15 protein-coding genes are annotated in these 13,805 nt (G+C 59.7%); all 15 read right to left on the minus strand.

Annotated elements, in window-relative coordinates; all coding sequences use genetic code 11:
* Positions 1-45: 45 nt before the first annotated feature.
* Positions 46-1,590, minus strand: a complete 1,545-nt coding sequence (atpA, locus tag LOY51_RS26875; RefSeq protein WP_110994047.1) for a F0F1 ATP synthase subunit alpha — start codon at positions 1,588-1,590, stop codon at positions 46-48.
* Positions 1,591-1,611: 21 nt separating this feature from the next.
* Positions 1,612-2,148: a F0F1 ATP synthase subunit delta gene (locus LOY51_RS26880; RefSeq protein ID WP_110994048.1), complete on the minus strand. Its 537-nt coding sequence runs from the start codon at positions 2,146-2,148 to the stop codon at positions 1,612-1,614.
* A gap of 12 nt (positions 2,149-2,160) precedes the next feature.
* Complete coding sequence (locus LOY51_RS26885) at positions 2,161-2,631, minus strand: F0F1 ATP synthase subunit B (protein ID WP_125466129.1); 471 nt, start codon at positions 2,629-2,631, stop codon at positions 2,161-2,163.
* Positions 2,632-2,688: 57 nt separating this feature from the next.
* Positions 2,689-2,946, minus strand: a complete 258-nt coding sequence (atpE, locus tag LOY51_RS26890; RefSeq protein WP_003097235.1) for a F0F1 ATP synthase subunit C — start codon at positions 2,944-2,946, stop codon at positions 2,689-2,691.
* Positions 2,947-3,090: 144 nt separating this feature from the next.
* A complete protein-coding gene (atpB, locus tag LOY51_RS26895) occupies positions 3,091-3,960 on the minus strand; it encodes a F0F1 ATP synthase subunit A (protein WP_125466130.1) in 870 nt (289 codons plus the stop codon).
* Between the two features lie 16 nt (positions 3,961-3,976).
* Positions 3,977-4,384: a F0F1 ATP synthase subunit I gene (locus tag LOY51_RS26900; RefSeq protein WP_110994051.1), complete on the minus strand. Its 408-nt coding sequence runs from the start codon at positions 4,382-4,384 to the stop codon at positions 3,977-3,979.
* 149 nt (positions 4,385-4,533) lie between these two features.
* The gene (locus LOY51_RS26905; protein WP_125466131.1) at positions 4,534-5,406 is read right to left on the minus strand and encodes a ParB/RepB/Spo0J family partition protein; all 873 of its coding nucleotides are present in this window, start codon (positions 5,404-5,406) and stop codon (positions 4,534-4,536) included.
* 9 nt (positions 5,407-5,415) lie between these two features.
* Entirely contained in the window at positions 5,416-6,207 is a 792-nt protein-coding gene (locus LOY51_RS26910; protein ID WP_110994053.1) for a ParA family protein, read from the minus strand.
* Between the two features lie 18 nt (positions 6,208-6,225).
* Positions 6,226-6,876 (minus strand): 16S rRNA (guanine(527)-N(7))-methyltransferase RsmG, encoded by a 651-nt coding sequence (gene rsmG / locus LOY51_RS26915; protein WP_125861211.1) that lies wholly within the window; start codon positions 6,874-6,876, stop codon positions 6,226-6,228.
* Positions 6,873-8,765, minus strand: coding sequence for a tRNA uridine-5-carboxymethylaminomethyl(34) synthesis enzyme MnmG (mnmG, locus tag LOY51_RS26920; RefSeq protein WP_110994055.1), 1,893 nt, complete (start codon positions 8,763-8,765; stop codon positions 6,873-6,875). The genes rsmG and mnmG overlap by 4 nt, the downstream gene beginning before the upstream one ends.
* 518 nt (positions 8,766-9,283) lie before the next feature.
* Positions 9,284-10,654: a tRNA uridine-5-carboxymethylaminomethyl(34) synthesis GTPase MnmE gene (mnmE, locus tag LOY51_RS26925; protein ID WP_125861213.1), complete on the minus strand. Its 1,371-nt coding sequence runs from the start codon at positions 10,652-10,654 to the stop codon at positions 9,284-9,286.
* A 90-nt stretch (positions 10,655-10,744) separates the two neighbouring features.
* Entirely contained in the window at positions 10,745-12,427 is a 1,683-nt protein-coding gene (yidC, locus tag LOY51_RS26930; RefSeq protein WP_125861215.1) for a membrane protein insertase YidC, read from the minus strand.
* Positions 12,428-12,429: 2 nt separating this feature from the next.
* Positions 12,430-12,675, minus strand: a complete 246-nt coding sequence (gene yidD, locus LOY51_RS26935) for a membrane protein insertion efficiency factor YidD (protein ID WP_101322785.1) — start codon at positions 12,673-12,675, stop codon at positions 12,430-12,432.
* Positions 12,668-13,072: a ribonuclease P protein component gene (gene rnpA / locus LOY51_RS26940; RefSeq protein ID WP_125466272.1), complete on the minus strand. Its 405-nt coding sequence runs from the start codon at positions 13,070-13,072 to the stop codon at positions 12,668-12,670. Before rnpA ends, yidD begins: the two co-directional genes overlap by 8 nt.
* Before the next feature lie 13 nt (positions 13,073-13,085).
* On the minus strand, positions 13,086-13,220 hold the full coding sequence (rpmH, locus tag LOY51_RS26945; RefSeq protein ID WP_003253163.1) for a 50S ribosomal protein L34: 135 nt from the start codon (positions 13,218-13,220) through the stop codon (positions 13,086-13,088).
* Between the last annotated feature and the right edge of the window lie 585 nt (positions 13,221-13,805).

The following is a 13,805-nucleotide window of genomic DNA, read 5'->3' on the forward strand; positions in this document are numbered from 1 at the left end:
TCACCTATCAGGTTAGCAAGCGGGGGCCGGAGCCCCCGCTGCGGCTTACCAGGTCTGGGTGGCCTTGAACTTCTCGATACCGGCTTTCATGCCAGCGTCGATTTCGTCGTTGAAGTCACCCTTCACGTTGATCTTGGCCATCAGTTCGGCGTGATCACGGTTGAAGAAGGCGATCAGCGCTTGCTCGAAGCTGCCGACCTTGGAGACTTCTACGTCAGTCAGGAAACCACGCTCAGCGGCGTACAGCGACAGGGCCATGTCGGCGATCGACATTGGCGCGTACTGCTTCTGCTTCATCAGCTCGGTTACGCGCTGACCATGCTCCAGCTGCTTGCGGGTCGCTTCGTCCAGATCGGAAGCGAACTGGGCGAATGCAGCCAGTTCACGGTACTGAGCCAGAGCGGTACGGATACCACCGGACAGCTTCTTGATGATCTTGGTCTGAGCGGCACCACCTACGCGGGATACCGAAACACCGGCGTTCACTGCAGGGCGGATGCCCGAGTTGAACATGGCCGATTCCAGGAAGATCTGACCGTCGGTGATCGAGATCACGTTGGTCGGAACGAACGCGGAAACGTCGCCAGCCTGGGTTTCGATGATCGGCAGAGCGGTCAGGGAACCGGTTTTGCCGGTGACTGCGCCGTTGGTGAACTTCTCTACGTACTCTTCCGAAACGCGCGATGCACGCTCCAGCAGACGGGAGTGGAGATAGAACACGTCGCCTGGGTACGCTTCACGTCCTGGTGGACGGCGCAGCAGCAGGGAGATCTGACGGTAGGCAACGGCCTGCTTGGACAGGTCATCGTAAACGATCAGGGCATCTTCACCGCGGTCACGGAAGAACTCGCCCATGGTGCAGCCGGCGTATGGCGCCAGGAACTGCAGTGCGGCGGATTCCGAAGCACTGGCAACGACCACGATGGTGTTGGCCAAGGCGCCGGCTTCTTCCAGCTTGCGAACGATGTTGGCAACGGTGGAACGCTTTTGGCCGACTGCAACATAAACGCAGAAAATACCGGAGTCTTTCTGGTTGATGATGGCGTCGATGGCCATGGCGGTCTTGCCGATCTGGCGGTCACCGATGATCAGCTCGCGCTGGCCACGGCCGACAGGGATCATGGCGTCGACGGACTTGTAGCCAGTCTGTACAGGCTGGTCTACCGACTTACGCCAGATCACGCCTGGTGCCACTTTCTCGACTGCGTCGGTCTGGGTGTTGCCCAGAGGACCTTTACCGTCGATCGGGTTGCCCAGTGCGTCAACGACGCGACCCAGCAGTTCCTTACCAACCGGAACTTCCAGGATGCGGCCGGTGCACTTGGCGCTCATGCCTTCGGCGAGGGTGTCATAGGCACCCAGGATCACTGCACCTACGGAGTCTTGCTCCAGGTTCAGGGCCATACCGAAGACGCTGCCCGGGAACTCGATCATTTCGCCGTACATTACGTCGGCCAGACCGTGGATCCGCACGATACCGTCGGAAACCGAAACGACGGTACCTTCGTTACGGGCTTGGGAGCCGACATCGAGTTTCTCGATGCGACCCTTGATGATTTCACTAATTTCGGAAGGATTGAGTTGCTGCATTGCTCTGCTGCCCCTTCAAACTCAAGATTTCAATGCTTCGGCCAGTTTCGCGATTTTGCCGCGAACCGAGCCATCGATTACCAGGTCGCCGGCGCGGATAACGACGCCGCCGATCAGGCTGGCATCCTCCGTCGCGTGCAGGCGCACTTCCCGGCTGAGCCGTGCACTGAGAACCTTGGCGAGTTTGTCTTGCTGTTCTTGGTTCAACGCAAAAGCACTGGTGACTTCCACGTCCACGGATTTCTCTTGCTCGGCCTTGTACAGGTCGAACAGAGCGGCAATCTCCGGCAGAAGCAGGAGACGGTCGTTTTCCGCGGCAACATGAATGAAATTCTGTGCCTGAGTGTCGAACTTGTCACCGCATACTTCGATGAATGCGGCGGCCTTGTTTGCGCTAGTCAGTTGCGGGGCCTTGAGCAGGCGCTGCATGGTGTCGTCTTGCGACACCGCAGCAGCCAGGCCGAGCATGGCTGACCAATTGGCCAGTTGCTGATGGGCCTGGGCGTGCTCGAAGGCAGCCTTAGCGTAAGGTCGGGCCAACGTGGTCAGTTCTGCCATGATCGCCCTCGCTTAAATTTCAGCGGCCAGTTTGTTAACCAGCTCCGCATGCGCGTTTTGATCGATTGTGGCGCCAAGGATCTTTTCAGCACCGCCAACAGCCAGGGCACCCACTTGGGCACGCAGGGCGTCTTTGACGCTGTTCAGTTCCTGTTCGATCTCGGCTAGAGCCTGGGCCTTCACACGGTCAGCTTCGACGCGAGCCTGTTCACGGGCCTCGTCTACAAGCTGAGCAGCGCGCTTCTTGCTTTGCTCAATGATTTCGGCTGCCTGTGCCTTCGCTTCACGCAGTTGCTGACCCGCTTTCTCTTGGGCCAGCTCCAGGTCGCGAGCTGCGCGGTTGGCAGCGTCCAAGCCGTCGGCGATCTTCTTTTGACGCTCTTGCAGGGCAGTGATGACCGGAGGCCATACGTACTTCATGCAGAAAGCTACGAAAATGAAGAAAGCAACGGTTTGGCCAATCAGGGTTGCATTAATGTTCACGCCAACACCTCGCTCGGTCTTTGTCCATCACAGCAATCAACTCGTAAAAACGAGTGATTAGCCGGCGATCTGACCAACGAAGGGATTCGCGAAGGTGAAGAACAGAGCGATACCAACACCGATCATGGTTACGGCGTCGAGCAGACCGGCAACGATGAACATTTTAACCTGCAGCATTGGAACCATTTCTGGCTGGCGAGCAGCGCCTTCCAGGAATTTGCCGCCCAGCAGGCCGAAACCAATGGCGGTACCCAGAGCACCCAGGCCGATCAGCAGAGCAACAGCGATAGCGGTCAGACCAACTACAGTTTCCATCTTTCCTCCCGACTTTTACGTCGTATTGGTTAGGTTTTTAGTTTGAAGCGGTAAAACAAATCGTTTGGTACAGCATGCCCTTGCGGACTTTTTAAGCCCTCCCCCCAAACGGGCGGGGAAGGCTATCAGACACGCCAGGCGGTCTTAATGGTTATCTTCGTGCGCCATCGACAGGTAGACGATGGTCAGCATCATGAAGATGAAGGCTTGCAGGGTGATGATCAGGATGTGGAACACCGCCCACGCCCATTGCAGCACCACACCCAGGCCGGACAGCCACAGCAGGCCGGAACCGAACATCACCGCGATCAGGATGAACACCAGTTCGCCGGCATACATGTTGCCGAACAGACGCAGTGCCAGCGAGATCGGCTTGGCGATCAGGGTGACGAATTCGAGCAGGAAGTTCACCGGGATCAGCAGGATCTTGACGAAGATGTTCTTGCTGCCGAACGGGTGCAGGGTCAGCTCGCCGATGAAGCCGCCGAGGCCCTTGACCTTGATGCTGTAGAAGATGATCAGGGCGAACACGCTGAAGGCCATGGCCAGGGTCGCATTCGGGTCAGTGGTCGGCACGGCGCGGAAGAAGATGTGCTCGTTGCCCGACAGCTTCTGTGCGGCAAATGGCAACCAGTCGACCGGTACCAGGTCGATGGCGTTCATCAGGAACACCCAGACGAAGATGGTCAGCGCCAGCGGGGCGATCACCGCGCTGCGGCCGTGGAAGGAGTCCTTCACGCTGCCGTGGACGAAGTCCACCAGAACTTCGACGAAGTTCTGCAGGGCGCCAGGCTGGCCGGAAGTCGCCTTCTTGGCGGCCATGCGGAAGATGATCAGGAAGATCAGACCCATCGCAACGGACCAGCCCAGGGTGTCCAGGTGGAACGCCCAGAAGCCCATTGCCTTGGCTTCTGCAGCCGAATGGGCCAAGCCCCAGCTGCCGTCTGGTAGTTGACCGTAGGTCAGGTTCTGCAAGTGGTGCTGGATATAACCCGAAGCGGTTTCTTCTGCCATGGTTGCCTCAAACGCCCTAAGGTCTCGAAAGTCTTTTATTCATCAGCAGGGGCGCGAACCAGCTGACCATAAGGGTCAGCACGAAGACGCCGAATACTGCCAACGGCGCCAATGGCTTCACTCCTGCGAAGGTCAGTGCGAACAGCACTGCCGTCAAAATCATCTTGCCTGCCTCGCCAGCGTAAAACGACTTGACGATGGCCTGCGCCGCTCGGGCTCCGCTGAAGCGAAAAGCCTTCCAGGCGAAATACATATTGGGCAGCCAGGCAATCAGTCCCCCGCAGAGGCCTGAATATCCACTGACTCCCCCTTTCCACTGCCACAACACCAATGTTGCCAGCAGCAGTACAACAAATTGAGCCAGCAGTACCGGAAAAACCGCCCAGCGATGGAAAGGCAGGCGGTTTGGCGTGCGGATTTCCATCACAACTGCTCCTCGGAAGTCGACTACCTGGTCAGCAATGACTTGGCATAATTTGTGCCGACAAAATGCGCGCAGAGTATAGGGGCGGATTAACCCCTATTCAACTATTGGGTAGTGATTTCCGACTGCACGCTACAACGGGAATTGTTTCAGCGGATGTGAGCAAGCACACCTTGCAACTCGTCAAGCGAGTTGTAACGGATGACCAACTGGCCCTTGCCCTTGTTGCCATGGCGGATTTGCACCGCCGAGCCCAGGCGCTCTGCCAGACGCTGTTCGAGGCGGGCGATATCCGGATCAGGTTTGCTCGGTTCGACCGGATCAGGTTTGCCGTTGAGCCACTGGCGCACCAGTGCCTCAGTTTGGCGCACGGTAAGGCCACGTGCGACAACATGACGCGCCCCTTCTTCCTGTCGAGCTTCGTCCAGGCCGAGCAAGGCACGGGCATGGCCCATCTCCAGGTCGCCGTGGGCGAGCATGGTCTTGATCGCCTCGGGCAGCGAGATCAGGCGCAGCAAGTTGGCCACGGTCACCCGCGACTTGCCGACGGCATCGGCCACCTGCTGCTGGGTGAGTTCGAACTCGTGCTGCAGGCGCTGCAGGGCAATCGCCTCCTCCAGCGGGTTGAGGTCTTCACGCTGGATGTTCTCGATCAGCGCCATGGCGATGGCGGCTTCGTCGGGCACCTCGCGGACCATGGCCGGGATGCTGTCCAGGCCGGCCTGCTGGGTGGCGCGCCAGCGGCGCTCACCGGCGATGATCTCGTAACGGTTGTCGCCGATCGGGCGGACCACGATCGGTTGCATGACGCCGTGGTTGCGGATCGAGTGCGCCAGTTCTTCCAGCGCCTCGGGGTCCATGTCACGGCGAGGCTGGTACTTGCCGCGCTGGATCAGCTCGACCGGCAGATGTTGCAGTTCTTTCTGGTCGATCTTGACAGCCTGCTCTTCGAGCGCGCTGACGGAAGGACCACTGAGCAGTGCATCCAACCCACGTCCGAGACCTCGTTTCTTGATGGCCATGCGGATTCCTTAAGTTGTTTGTGCAGTGCGTGATGGACGGCGCTGACGGCGAACCAGTTCCCCGGCAAGCGCAAGATAGGCGAGCGCGCCACGGGATTGCTTGTCGTAAGCCAGCGCCGGCATGCCGAAGCTCGGCGCCTCGGCCAGGCGGATGTTGCGGGGGATCACCGTGTCGTACAGCTGGTCGCCGAAGTGTTCCTTGAGCTGCGCCGAAACATCGTTGTTCAGGCTCAGGCGCGGGTCGTACATGGTCCGCAGCAGGCCTTCGATCTTCAGCGCCGGGTTCAACCGTGCGGCGATGCGCTTGATGTTATCCACAAGGTCGCTGAGACCTTCCAGTGCGTAGTACTCGCACTGCATGGGGATGATCACGCCATCGGAGGCAACCAGGGCATTGAGGGTCAGCATCGACAGCGACGGCGGGCAGTCGATGAGGATGTAGTCGTAGCTCTCGCGGATCGGCGCCAGGGCGTTGCGCAGACGGCTTTCCTTCATCTGCATCTCGAGCAGTACCACCTCGGCGGCGGTCAGGTCGCGGTTGGCCGGCAGCAGTTGGTAACCACCGTGCTCGGAGTAGTGCATGGCCTGGGTCAGGTCGCACTCCCCGATCAGCAGGTCGTACACCGAATGTTCGAGCTCGTGTTTATCCACACCGCTGCCCATGGTGGCGTTGCCCTGCGGATCGAGGTCGATCAGCAGCACGCGGCGCTTGGTCGCGGCCAGCGATGCGGCGAGATTGATACAGGTGGTGGTCTTGCCCACACCACCTTTCTGGTTCGCGATTGCGAATACCTTAGCCATTGTTGCGTGTGTTCCCAGTCATGCCTTGCGGCGCAGTATCAGCAGATGGCGCTGGCCCTGGCAACCTGGAACGGTCAGGGCCTGCTCGCTTTCCACTGTGAAGTCTGCGGGCAATGCTACCAGTTCATCGGCAGGATGCAGCCCTTTCATTGCAAGCCATTGCGTGCGGGCGTCACCCAGGTGGCGGGTCCAGTTGGTGAAATTTTCCATGCTGCTGAAAGCGCGCGAGATGATCCCGCAGAACGGCTGCTCGGGCTGAACCTCTTCTACCCGGCTGTGGATAACCGTGAGGTTGTCCAGCTTCAGCTCCATTTTCACCTGGGTCAGGAAGCGGGTCTTCTTGCCGTTGCTGTCGAGCACCGTCACTTGCTTGTGCGGATGCAGGATAGCCAACGGGATGCCGGGCATGCCGCCACCGCTGCCGACATCCAGCCAACGCTGGGTGTCATTGTGGATAAACGGCATGACGCTGAGGCTGTCGAGCAGGTGGCGCGACACCATCTCGTCCGGGTTACGCACAGCGGTGAGGTTGTAGGCCTTGTTCCATTTGATCAACAGGGCCAGGTAGCCCAGCAGCAGTTCGTGCTGCTGGGCGCTCAGCTCGACGCCGAGCTGACGCGCACCTGTGGACAACTCTTCGGCGTGTTGCGGGGTGACCAGGGAACTCAAGCGCTTTGCTCCAATTCGCGGCCTGCGCCGCGTTTTTTCAAGTGAATCAGCAACAGGGAAATCGCCGCAGGCGTGACACCCGGGATACGTGAAGCCTGGCCAAGCGTTTCTGGACGGGTTTCGCCAAGCTTGCCCTGGATCTCCTTGGACAAGCCGGAAATCGAGGTGTAGTCGATATCCACAGGCAGGCGAGTGTCTTCACTGGCACGCAGCCGGGCGATCTCGTCCTGCTGACGGTCGATGTAGCCGGCGTACTTGGTCTTGATCTCGACCTGCTCGGCAACCTGTGGATCGATCACTTCGCCGCCGGTGGCTTCGATCAGGCCAGCGTAGTCGACTTCCGGGCGAGCCAGCAGGTTGAGCAGGCTGTACTCATGGTTCAGTGGGGTCGCGAACTTATCCACAATGGCCTGGCCTTGTGGCGTGCCCGGGCGCACCCAGGTGCTTTTCAGGCGCTGCTCTTCGCGCTCGATGCCTTCGCGCTTGGCGCTGAAGGCGGCCCAGCGCTCGTCGTCGATCAAACCCAGCTCGCGGCCTTTTTCGGTCAGGCGCAGGTCGGCGTTGTCTTCGCGCAGGATCAGCCGGTATTCGGCGCGCGAGGTGAACATGCGGTAAGGCTCTTGGGTACCCAGGGTGATCAGGTCGTCGACCAGCACACCGATGTAGGCCTCGTCACGGCGCGGGCACCAGCTTTCGCGGCCCTGCGCGCGCAACGCAGCGTTGGTCCCGGCCAGCAGGCCCTGTGCGCCGGCCTCTTCGTAACCGGTGGTGCCGTTGATCTGGCCCGCGAAGAACAGCCCGCCGATGACCTTGGTCTCGAGGCTGTACTTGAGGTCGCGCGGGTCGAAGTAGTCGTACTCGATGGCGTAGCCCGGGCGAACGATGTGGGCGTTTTCCATGCCGCGGATCGAGCGGACAAGCTCCAGCTGCACGTCGAACGGCAGCGAAGTCGAGATGCCGTTGGGGTACAGCTCATGGGTGGTCAGGCCTTCCGGCTCGATGAACACCTGGTGGCTTTCCTTGTCGGCGAAGCGATGGATCTTGTCTTCGATCGACGGGCAATAGCGCGGGCCGATGCCTTCGATCACACCCGAGTACATCGGCGAACGGTCGAGGTTCGAGGCAATGATTTCGTGGGTGCGCGCATTGGTGTGGGTAATCCAGCAGCTCACCTGGCGCGGGTGCATCTGGGCATTGCCCATGAACGACATCACCGGGATCGGCGTGTCGCCGGGCTGCTCGGTCATTACCGAGAAATCCACCGAGCGGCCATCGATGCGCGGCGGTGTGCCGGTTTTCAGCCGGCCGACGCGCAGCGGCAGTTCGCGCATGCGATGGGCCAGGGCAATCGAAGGCGGGTCGCCGGCGCGACCGCCGGAATGGTTCTGCAGGCCGATGTGGATAAGTCCACCGAGGAAAGTGCCGGTGGTCAGTACCACGCTCTCGGCGAAGAAACGCAGGCCCATCTGCGTGACCACACCCTTCACCTGGTCCTGCTCAACGATCAGGTCATCGCAGGACTGCTGGAATATCCACAGGTTCGGCTGGTTTTCCAGGATTTCGCGCACCACCGCCTTGTAGATGGCGCGGTCGGCCTGTGCCCGGGTGGCGCGTACGGCCGGGCCCTTGCGGTTGTTCAGGATGCGGAACTGGATGCCGCTCTTGTCGGTGGCCAGCGCCATGGCGCCACCGAGCGCATCGATTTCTTTGACCAGATGGCTTTTACCGATGCCACCGATGGCCGGGTTGCAGCTCATGTGACCGAGGGTTTCCACGTTATGGGTCAACAGCAGGGTTTTCACACCCATGCGTGCAGACGCAAGCGCAGCCTCGGTACCGGCATGGCCGCCGCCGATGACGATCACTTCAAAACGGGAAGGGAAATCCACCACGCACCTCGTGCCTGTTTTTACGAATAGAGAAGGTAAGCGGACAAGTATAGGGACTTACCCCCCTTCAAAGAAACCGTCTGAGCAAATTTTGACCAGGCTGTGGATGAGTGGCAGGCAATAGAAATCAAAGAAGAAAAATTTATAAAAGCTTTGTTTTTATGTTTATGTTTAGGGCCCCATCCGTCTGTTGATAACTACCTGTAGGCCTTTAACCACGGGATGTACAGCGATTCATAACCCTGGGCCTAAGTAGCCCTGTGGGGTCTGGACAAGGTTGTTTAACCTGTGGATGAAAGTGCTGGTTACCCACAGGCCGCGTTTTCCTCAACAAAAAAGCGCGGTTATCAACGGCGCTGAAGGTGAGTTTTCCACAGAGCACAGGCGAGCGTTCGCCTGCCTGTTGATGAAAAATTCAGGCGACGAACGGTCGTATAGCGAGGGATCTTGAGGGGGGTTACCGCATGGTTCCCCGCAACAAGCGCCAGGCAGCGCTTGCAGGGGAAGCCGGGAAGGGATTACTTGCCGATGCAGAAGCTGGAGAAGATTCGCCCCAGCAGATCGTCCGAGCTGAATGCCCCGGTGATCTCACCCAGGGCTTGCTGAGCCTGACGAAGGTCTTCTGCCAGCAACTCGCCAGCGCCAGCAAGGGTCAGCTGAGCACGGCCGTGTTCAAGATGGCTACTCGCCTGGCGCAGCGCTTCCAGGTGGCGGCGGCGTGCGCTGAAGCTGCTTTCCGCGGTCTGTTCATAGCCCATGCAGGCCTTGAGATTATCACGCAGCAAGTCCAAGCCCATGTCGCGGTCATTGGCACTCAGGGTAATGGTCGCGTGCCCGTCGTCACTCAGCTCCAGGCCGATCTGCTCGCCACTGAGGTCGGCCTTGTTGCGGATCAGGGTGACCTTGGACGGATCTGGGCGCTGATCGAGGAATTCTGGCCAAAGGGCAAAAGGATCGCTGGCTTCAGGCGCCGTCGAGTCGACCACCAACAGCACCCGATCGGCCTCGTTGATGGCCTTCAACGCCCTCTCTACACCGATCTTTTCCACATGATCATCGGTATTGCGCAGGCCTGCGGTGTCGACCACATGCAGCGGCATGCCGTCGATGTGGATATGTTCACGCAGGATGTCCCGGGTGGTGCCGGCGATATCGGTGACGATCGCCGCTTCACGGCCGGCCAGCTGGTTGAGCAGGCTGGACTTGCCGGCGTTCGGCCGGCCAGCGATGACCACGGTCATGCCATCGCGCAACAAGGCGCCCTGCCCGGCTTCGCGCTGCACTGTGGACAACTCGGTGCGTACATCATCGAGCATGCGCAACACATGGCCATCGGCGAGAAAGTCGATTTCTTCTTCCGGGAAGTCGATGGCGGCTTCGACATAGATGCGCAAGGCAATCAGCGCCTCGGTCAGCCCATGCACACGCTTGGAGAATGCTCCCTGCAGTGAGCGCAAGGCATTGCGCGCTGCCTGGGTAGAGCTCGCCTCGATCAGGTCGGCAATGGCCTCGGCCTGGGCCAGGTCGAGCTTGTTATTGAGGAACGCACGCTCGCTGAACTCGCCAGGCCGCGCCAGGCGGCAGCCCAGTTGCAGGCAGCGCTGCAGCAGCATGTCCATCACCACGGGGCCGCCATGGCCCTGCAGTTCCAGCACATCCTCGCCGGTGAACGAGTTCGGCCCGGGGAAGAACAACGCGATGCCCTCGTCCAGCACCAGGCCATCGGCATCGCGGAACGGGCCGTAGTGGGCGTGGCGCGGGGTCAGGCAGCGACCGGTGATAGCCTGCCCGGCCTGGCTGGCCAGTGGGCCGGACAACCGGACGATACCTACACCGCCGCGGCCCTGGGCGGTGGCGATGGCGGCGATGGTTTCACGCACAATATTCATGCTCGAAGCCTCTACAACGAATTCGAAAGACAGATAGCAAAAACGCCCCACGAGGGGGCGTTTTTATTCACAGGCTAGCGTAGCGGCCTGTCAAGCGGCTGCGTTTTTGGTCGCGGCCTCGATACGGCGAGTGATGTACCACTGCTGGCTGATCGACAGGCAGTTGTTCACAACCCAGTACAGCACCAGGCCAGCCGGGAACCACAGGAAGAAGAAGGTGAAGATGATCGGCATCATTTTCATCACCTTGGCCTGCATCGGATCCGGCGGCGTCGGGTTCAGGCGCTGCTGGATGAACATGGTCGCGCCCATGATGATCGGCAGGATGAAGAACGGATCCTTGATCGACAGGTCGGTGATCCACAGCAGCCATGGGGCCTGGCGCATCTCGACGCTTTCCAGCAGTACCCAGTACAGGGCCAGGAACACCGGCATCTGCACCAGGATCGGCAGGCAGCCGCCCAGCGGGTTGATCTTCTCTTTCTTGTACAGCTCCATCATCGCCTGGGACATCTTCTGGCGATCGTCACCGAAGCGTTCCTTCAGTGCGGCAAGCTTCGGCGCCACGGCACGCATGCGCGCCATCGAGCGATAGCTGGCAGCCGACAGCGGGAAGAACAGGCCCTTGATGAGCATGGTCAGGACGATGATCGACCAGCCCCAGTTACCGAGCAGGCTGTGGATATGTTGCAGCAGCCAGAAGATCGGCTGGGCAATGAACCACAGGAAGCCGTAGTCGACGGTCAGTTCCAGGCCTGGGGACAACTCTTTGAGCTTGGACTGGATCTTCGGGCCGGCGTACAGCATGGCGCTGGTTTCGGCCTTGCCGCCAGCAGGAACGCTGAGTGCCGGGCCGGTGTAACCGATGATGTAGTTGCCCTGGCTGTCCTTGCGGGTCTGGACGGCGTTGTTGTCGCCCTTGGCCGGGATCCAGGCGGTCACGAAGTAGTGCTGCAGCCAGGCTACCCAGCCGCCGGTCACATTTTCTTTCAAACTGCCCTTGTCGATGTCTTTCATCGACACTTTCTTGTACGGCTCGGCAGCTGTCCACAGGGCGGCGCCCAGGTAGGTAGCGGTGCCGGTGGCAGTACTCGACGACGGGTCGCCGCTGGCATCGCGCTTGAGCTGGGCAAACAGGTTGCCGTTCCACGCCTGGCCGCTCTGGTTGTCGATCAGGTAGCTGACGGTCAGGTCGTACTCACCGCGCTTGAGGCTGAAGCGCTTGATGTAGTTGACGCCGTTCTCGCTGAACTTCAGGTCGACTACCAGTTGATCCTGGCCGTCGGCCAGCTGGAAGCTCTTCTGCTCCGCGGCATACAGCGGGCGACCGGTGGAGCGGGCATCCGGGCCGTTGGCGCCGGTCAGGCCGCTTTGCGCCAGGTAGACACGCTCGCCACCGTTGTCGAACAGCTGGAACGGGATGTCCGGATGGTCCTGGCGGCGTGGGTACTTCGGCAGGGTCAGCTGGACGATGTCACCACCGACCGGGTCGATAGCCAGGTCCAGGACGTCGGTCTTGACCCGGATCAGGTCCTTGCTCAGTGCAACCGGAGCAAGTTCCGCAGGGCTGGATTCAGCATTGGCGCTCGGCACATCGGCGCTGGCGCCGGCGGTTCCGGCCGGGACGGTATCCGGCAGGGCCGGGGCAGCAGTGCTGGCAGCAGTATTCTGAGTCGGCAGGGCAGCCTGGCCGTAGTCCTGGTTCCATTTCAGGACCATGACGTAGGACACGATTGCCAGGGCGACGATCAGGATCGTGCGTTTAATATCCATGATTACTCGGCTATCGAAGAAGTTCGGGAGGAAGGAGCTGGTGGAACGGGATCGAAACCGCCGTCGTTCCACGGATTACAACGCCCCAGGCGACGAACGGCCAGCCACCCACCACGCAAGAGGCCATGATTTTCGATGGCTTCGTATGCGTAACAGGAACAGCTGGGATAGAAACGACAGTGACTGGCCATCAGTGGGCTGATGGCGTAACGGTAGAACTGGATCGGAACGAGGGCCAGTTTACGCATTGTGACTGTCTACCCCTGCGGGATTGGCGTTGACCGCTGGAGAGGGCCGACTGCGAGCCAGTCGCTTCCAGAGCTTGCCAAAGTGTTGGTGCAATTCTGGGTTTTCCACTTCGCCCAACCCCTTGCGCGCGACGATCACGATATCCAAACCCGCCAACATCTGCTGGTTCAGGCGGAACGAATCGCGCATCAGGCGTTTCAGGCGATTGCGTTGAACGGCGAGCTTGACGCTCTTTTTGCCGATCACCAGGCCGAGGCGTGGGTGATCGAGGCCGTTCTCGCGGGCAAGGATAAGCAGGTTTTTCCCTGGAACCTTGCCGGTTGGGGAGTCGAAGACCGCTTTGAAGTGCCGGGGTGTAAGCAGTCGCTTTTCCCGACTGAAGTCCTGACTCACCACCTGTGCCGAAAAATCAAATGGCCAGACGCTTACGGCCTTTGGCACGACGACGCGACAGAACGGCGCGGCCGTTCTTGGTGGCCATACGGGCACGGAAACCGTGGGTGCGTGCGCGCTTGATGGTGCTTGGTTGGAAAGTACGTTTCATGGCGTGTTACCTGGGTTGGTCGACAACGGGCCGGAAGGGCCCCCTTTTTAAGAGATCGGCGATTCTAGAGAAAGCAAGCCCATAGGTCAATTTCCAACCAGTCATTCCTTAATGAAGGGTGCCCAGTGGTCAGCGGTCAGACCTGGTTGAAAGACGGGCTGCATACCAACGCTCAAAATGTAAAAAAAAAGAAAGGCATATAAAAAGCTTTTCTGAAGAACTTATAGATCTTAAGTGGATAACCTTCTGTGGATAACACGTCACAGCCCACTATTTGCAAGCTGTACAGAGATTTGAAACCTTGTCGGTAACAGGTGTCTTCTCTGTGCCGGGCCTGCGTAAAACCTGTGCAGCAAAAGGCTGTTTATCCACAGGCGAATTATCCACAGGTCAGGACCCAGGGTTGTGCATAGCCCTCATGTGGCGTTATCCACAGGGCTTATTCACACCGCAAGATGATGTTTTGGTCGGATTTTGGCTTATTCACCGGGTCTGCATAGGACCTCATATGTGGATAACTGACCGTCCGCCCGGTACAATGGCGGTTTGTTTTGCCTCATCCGGCTTTCAACTCAGGGGATATCC

It is taken from the genome of Pseudomonas sichuanensis (genome assembly GCF_024749065.1).
GTDB lineage: Bacteria > Pseudomonadota > Gammaproteobacteria > Pseudomonadales > Pseudomonadaceae > Aquipseudomonas > Aquipseudomonas sichuanensis.

Bases quoted from the DNA above. Each gene is read 5' to 3' on its own strand.
- atpA (WP_110994047.1), bottom strand. From the start codon at position 1,590: ATGCAGCAACTCAATCCTTCCGAAATTAGTGAAATCATCAAGGGTCGC.
- LOY51_RS26880 (WP_110994048.1), bottom strand. From the start codon at position 2,148: ATGGCAGAACTGACCACGTTGGCCCGACCTTACGCTAAGGCTGCCTTC.
- atpE (WP_003097235.1), bottom strand. From the start codon at position 2,946: ATGGAAACTGTAGTTGGTCTGACCGCTATCGCTGTTGCTCTGCTGATC.
- atpB (WP_125466130.1), bottom strand. From the start codon at position 3,960: ATGGCAGAAGAAACCGCTTCGGGTTATATCCAGCACCACTTGCAGAAC.
- LOY51_RS26900 (WP_110994051.1), bottom strand. From the start codon at position 4,384: ATGGAAATCCGCACGCCAAACCGCCTGCCTTTCCATCGCTGGGCGGTT.
- LOY51_RS26905 (WP_125466131.1), bottom strand. From the start codon at position 5,406: ATGGCCATCAAGAAACGAGGTCTCGGACGTGGGTTGGATGCACTGCTC.
- LOY51_RS26910 (WP_110994053.1), bottom strand. From the start codon at position 6,207: ATGGCTAAGGTATTCGCAATCGCGAACCAGAAAGGTGGTGTGGGCAAG.
- mnmE (WP_125861213.1), bottom strand. From the start codon at position 10,654: ATGAATATTGTGCGTGAAACCATCGCCGCCATCGCCACCGCCCAGGGC.
- yidC (WP_125861215.1), bottom strand. From the start codon at position 12,427: ATGGATATTAAACGCACGATCCTGATCGTCGCCCTGGCAATCGTGTCC.
- yidD (WP_101322785.1), bottom strand. From the start codon at position 12,675: ATGCGTAAACTGGCCCTCGTTCCGATCCAGTTCTACCGTTACGCCATC.
- rpmH (WP_003253163.1), bottom strand. From the start codon at position 13,220: ATGAAACGTACTTTCCAACCAAGCACCATCAAGCGCGCACGCACCCAC.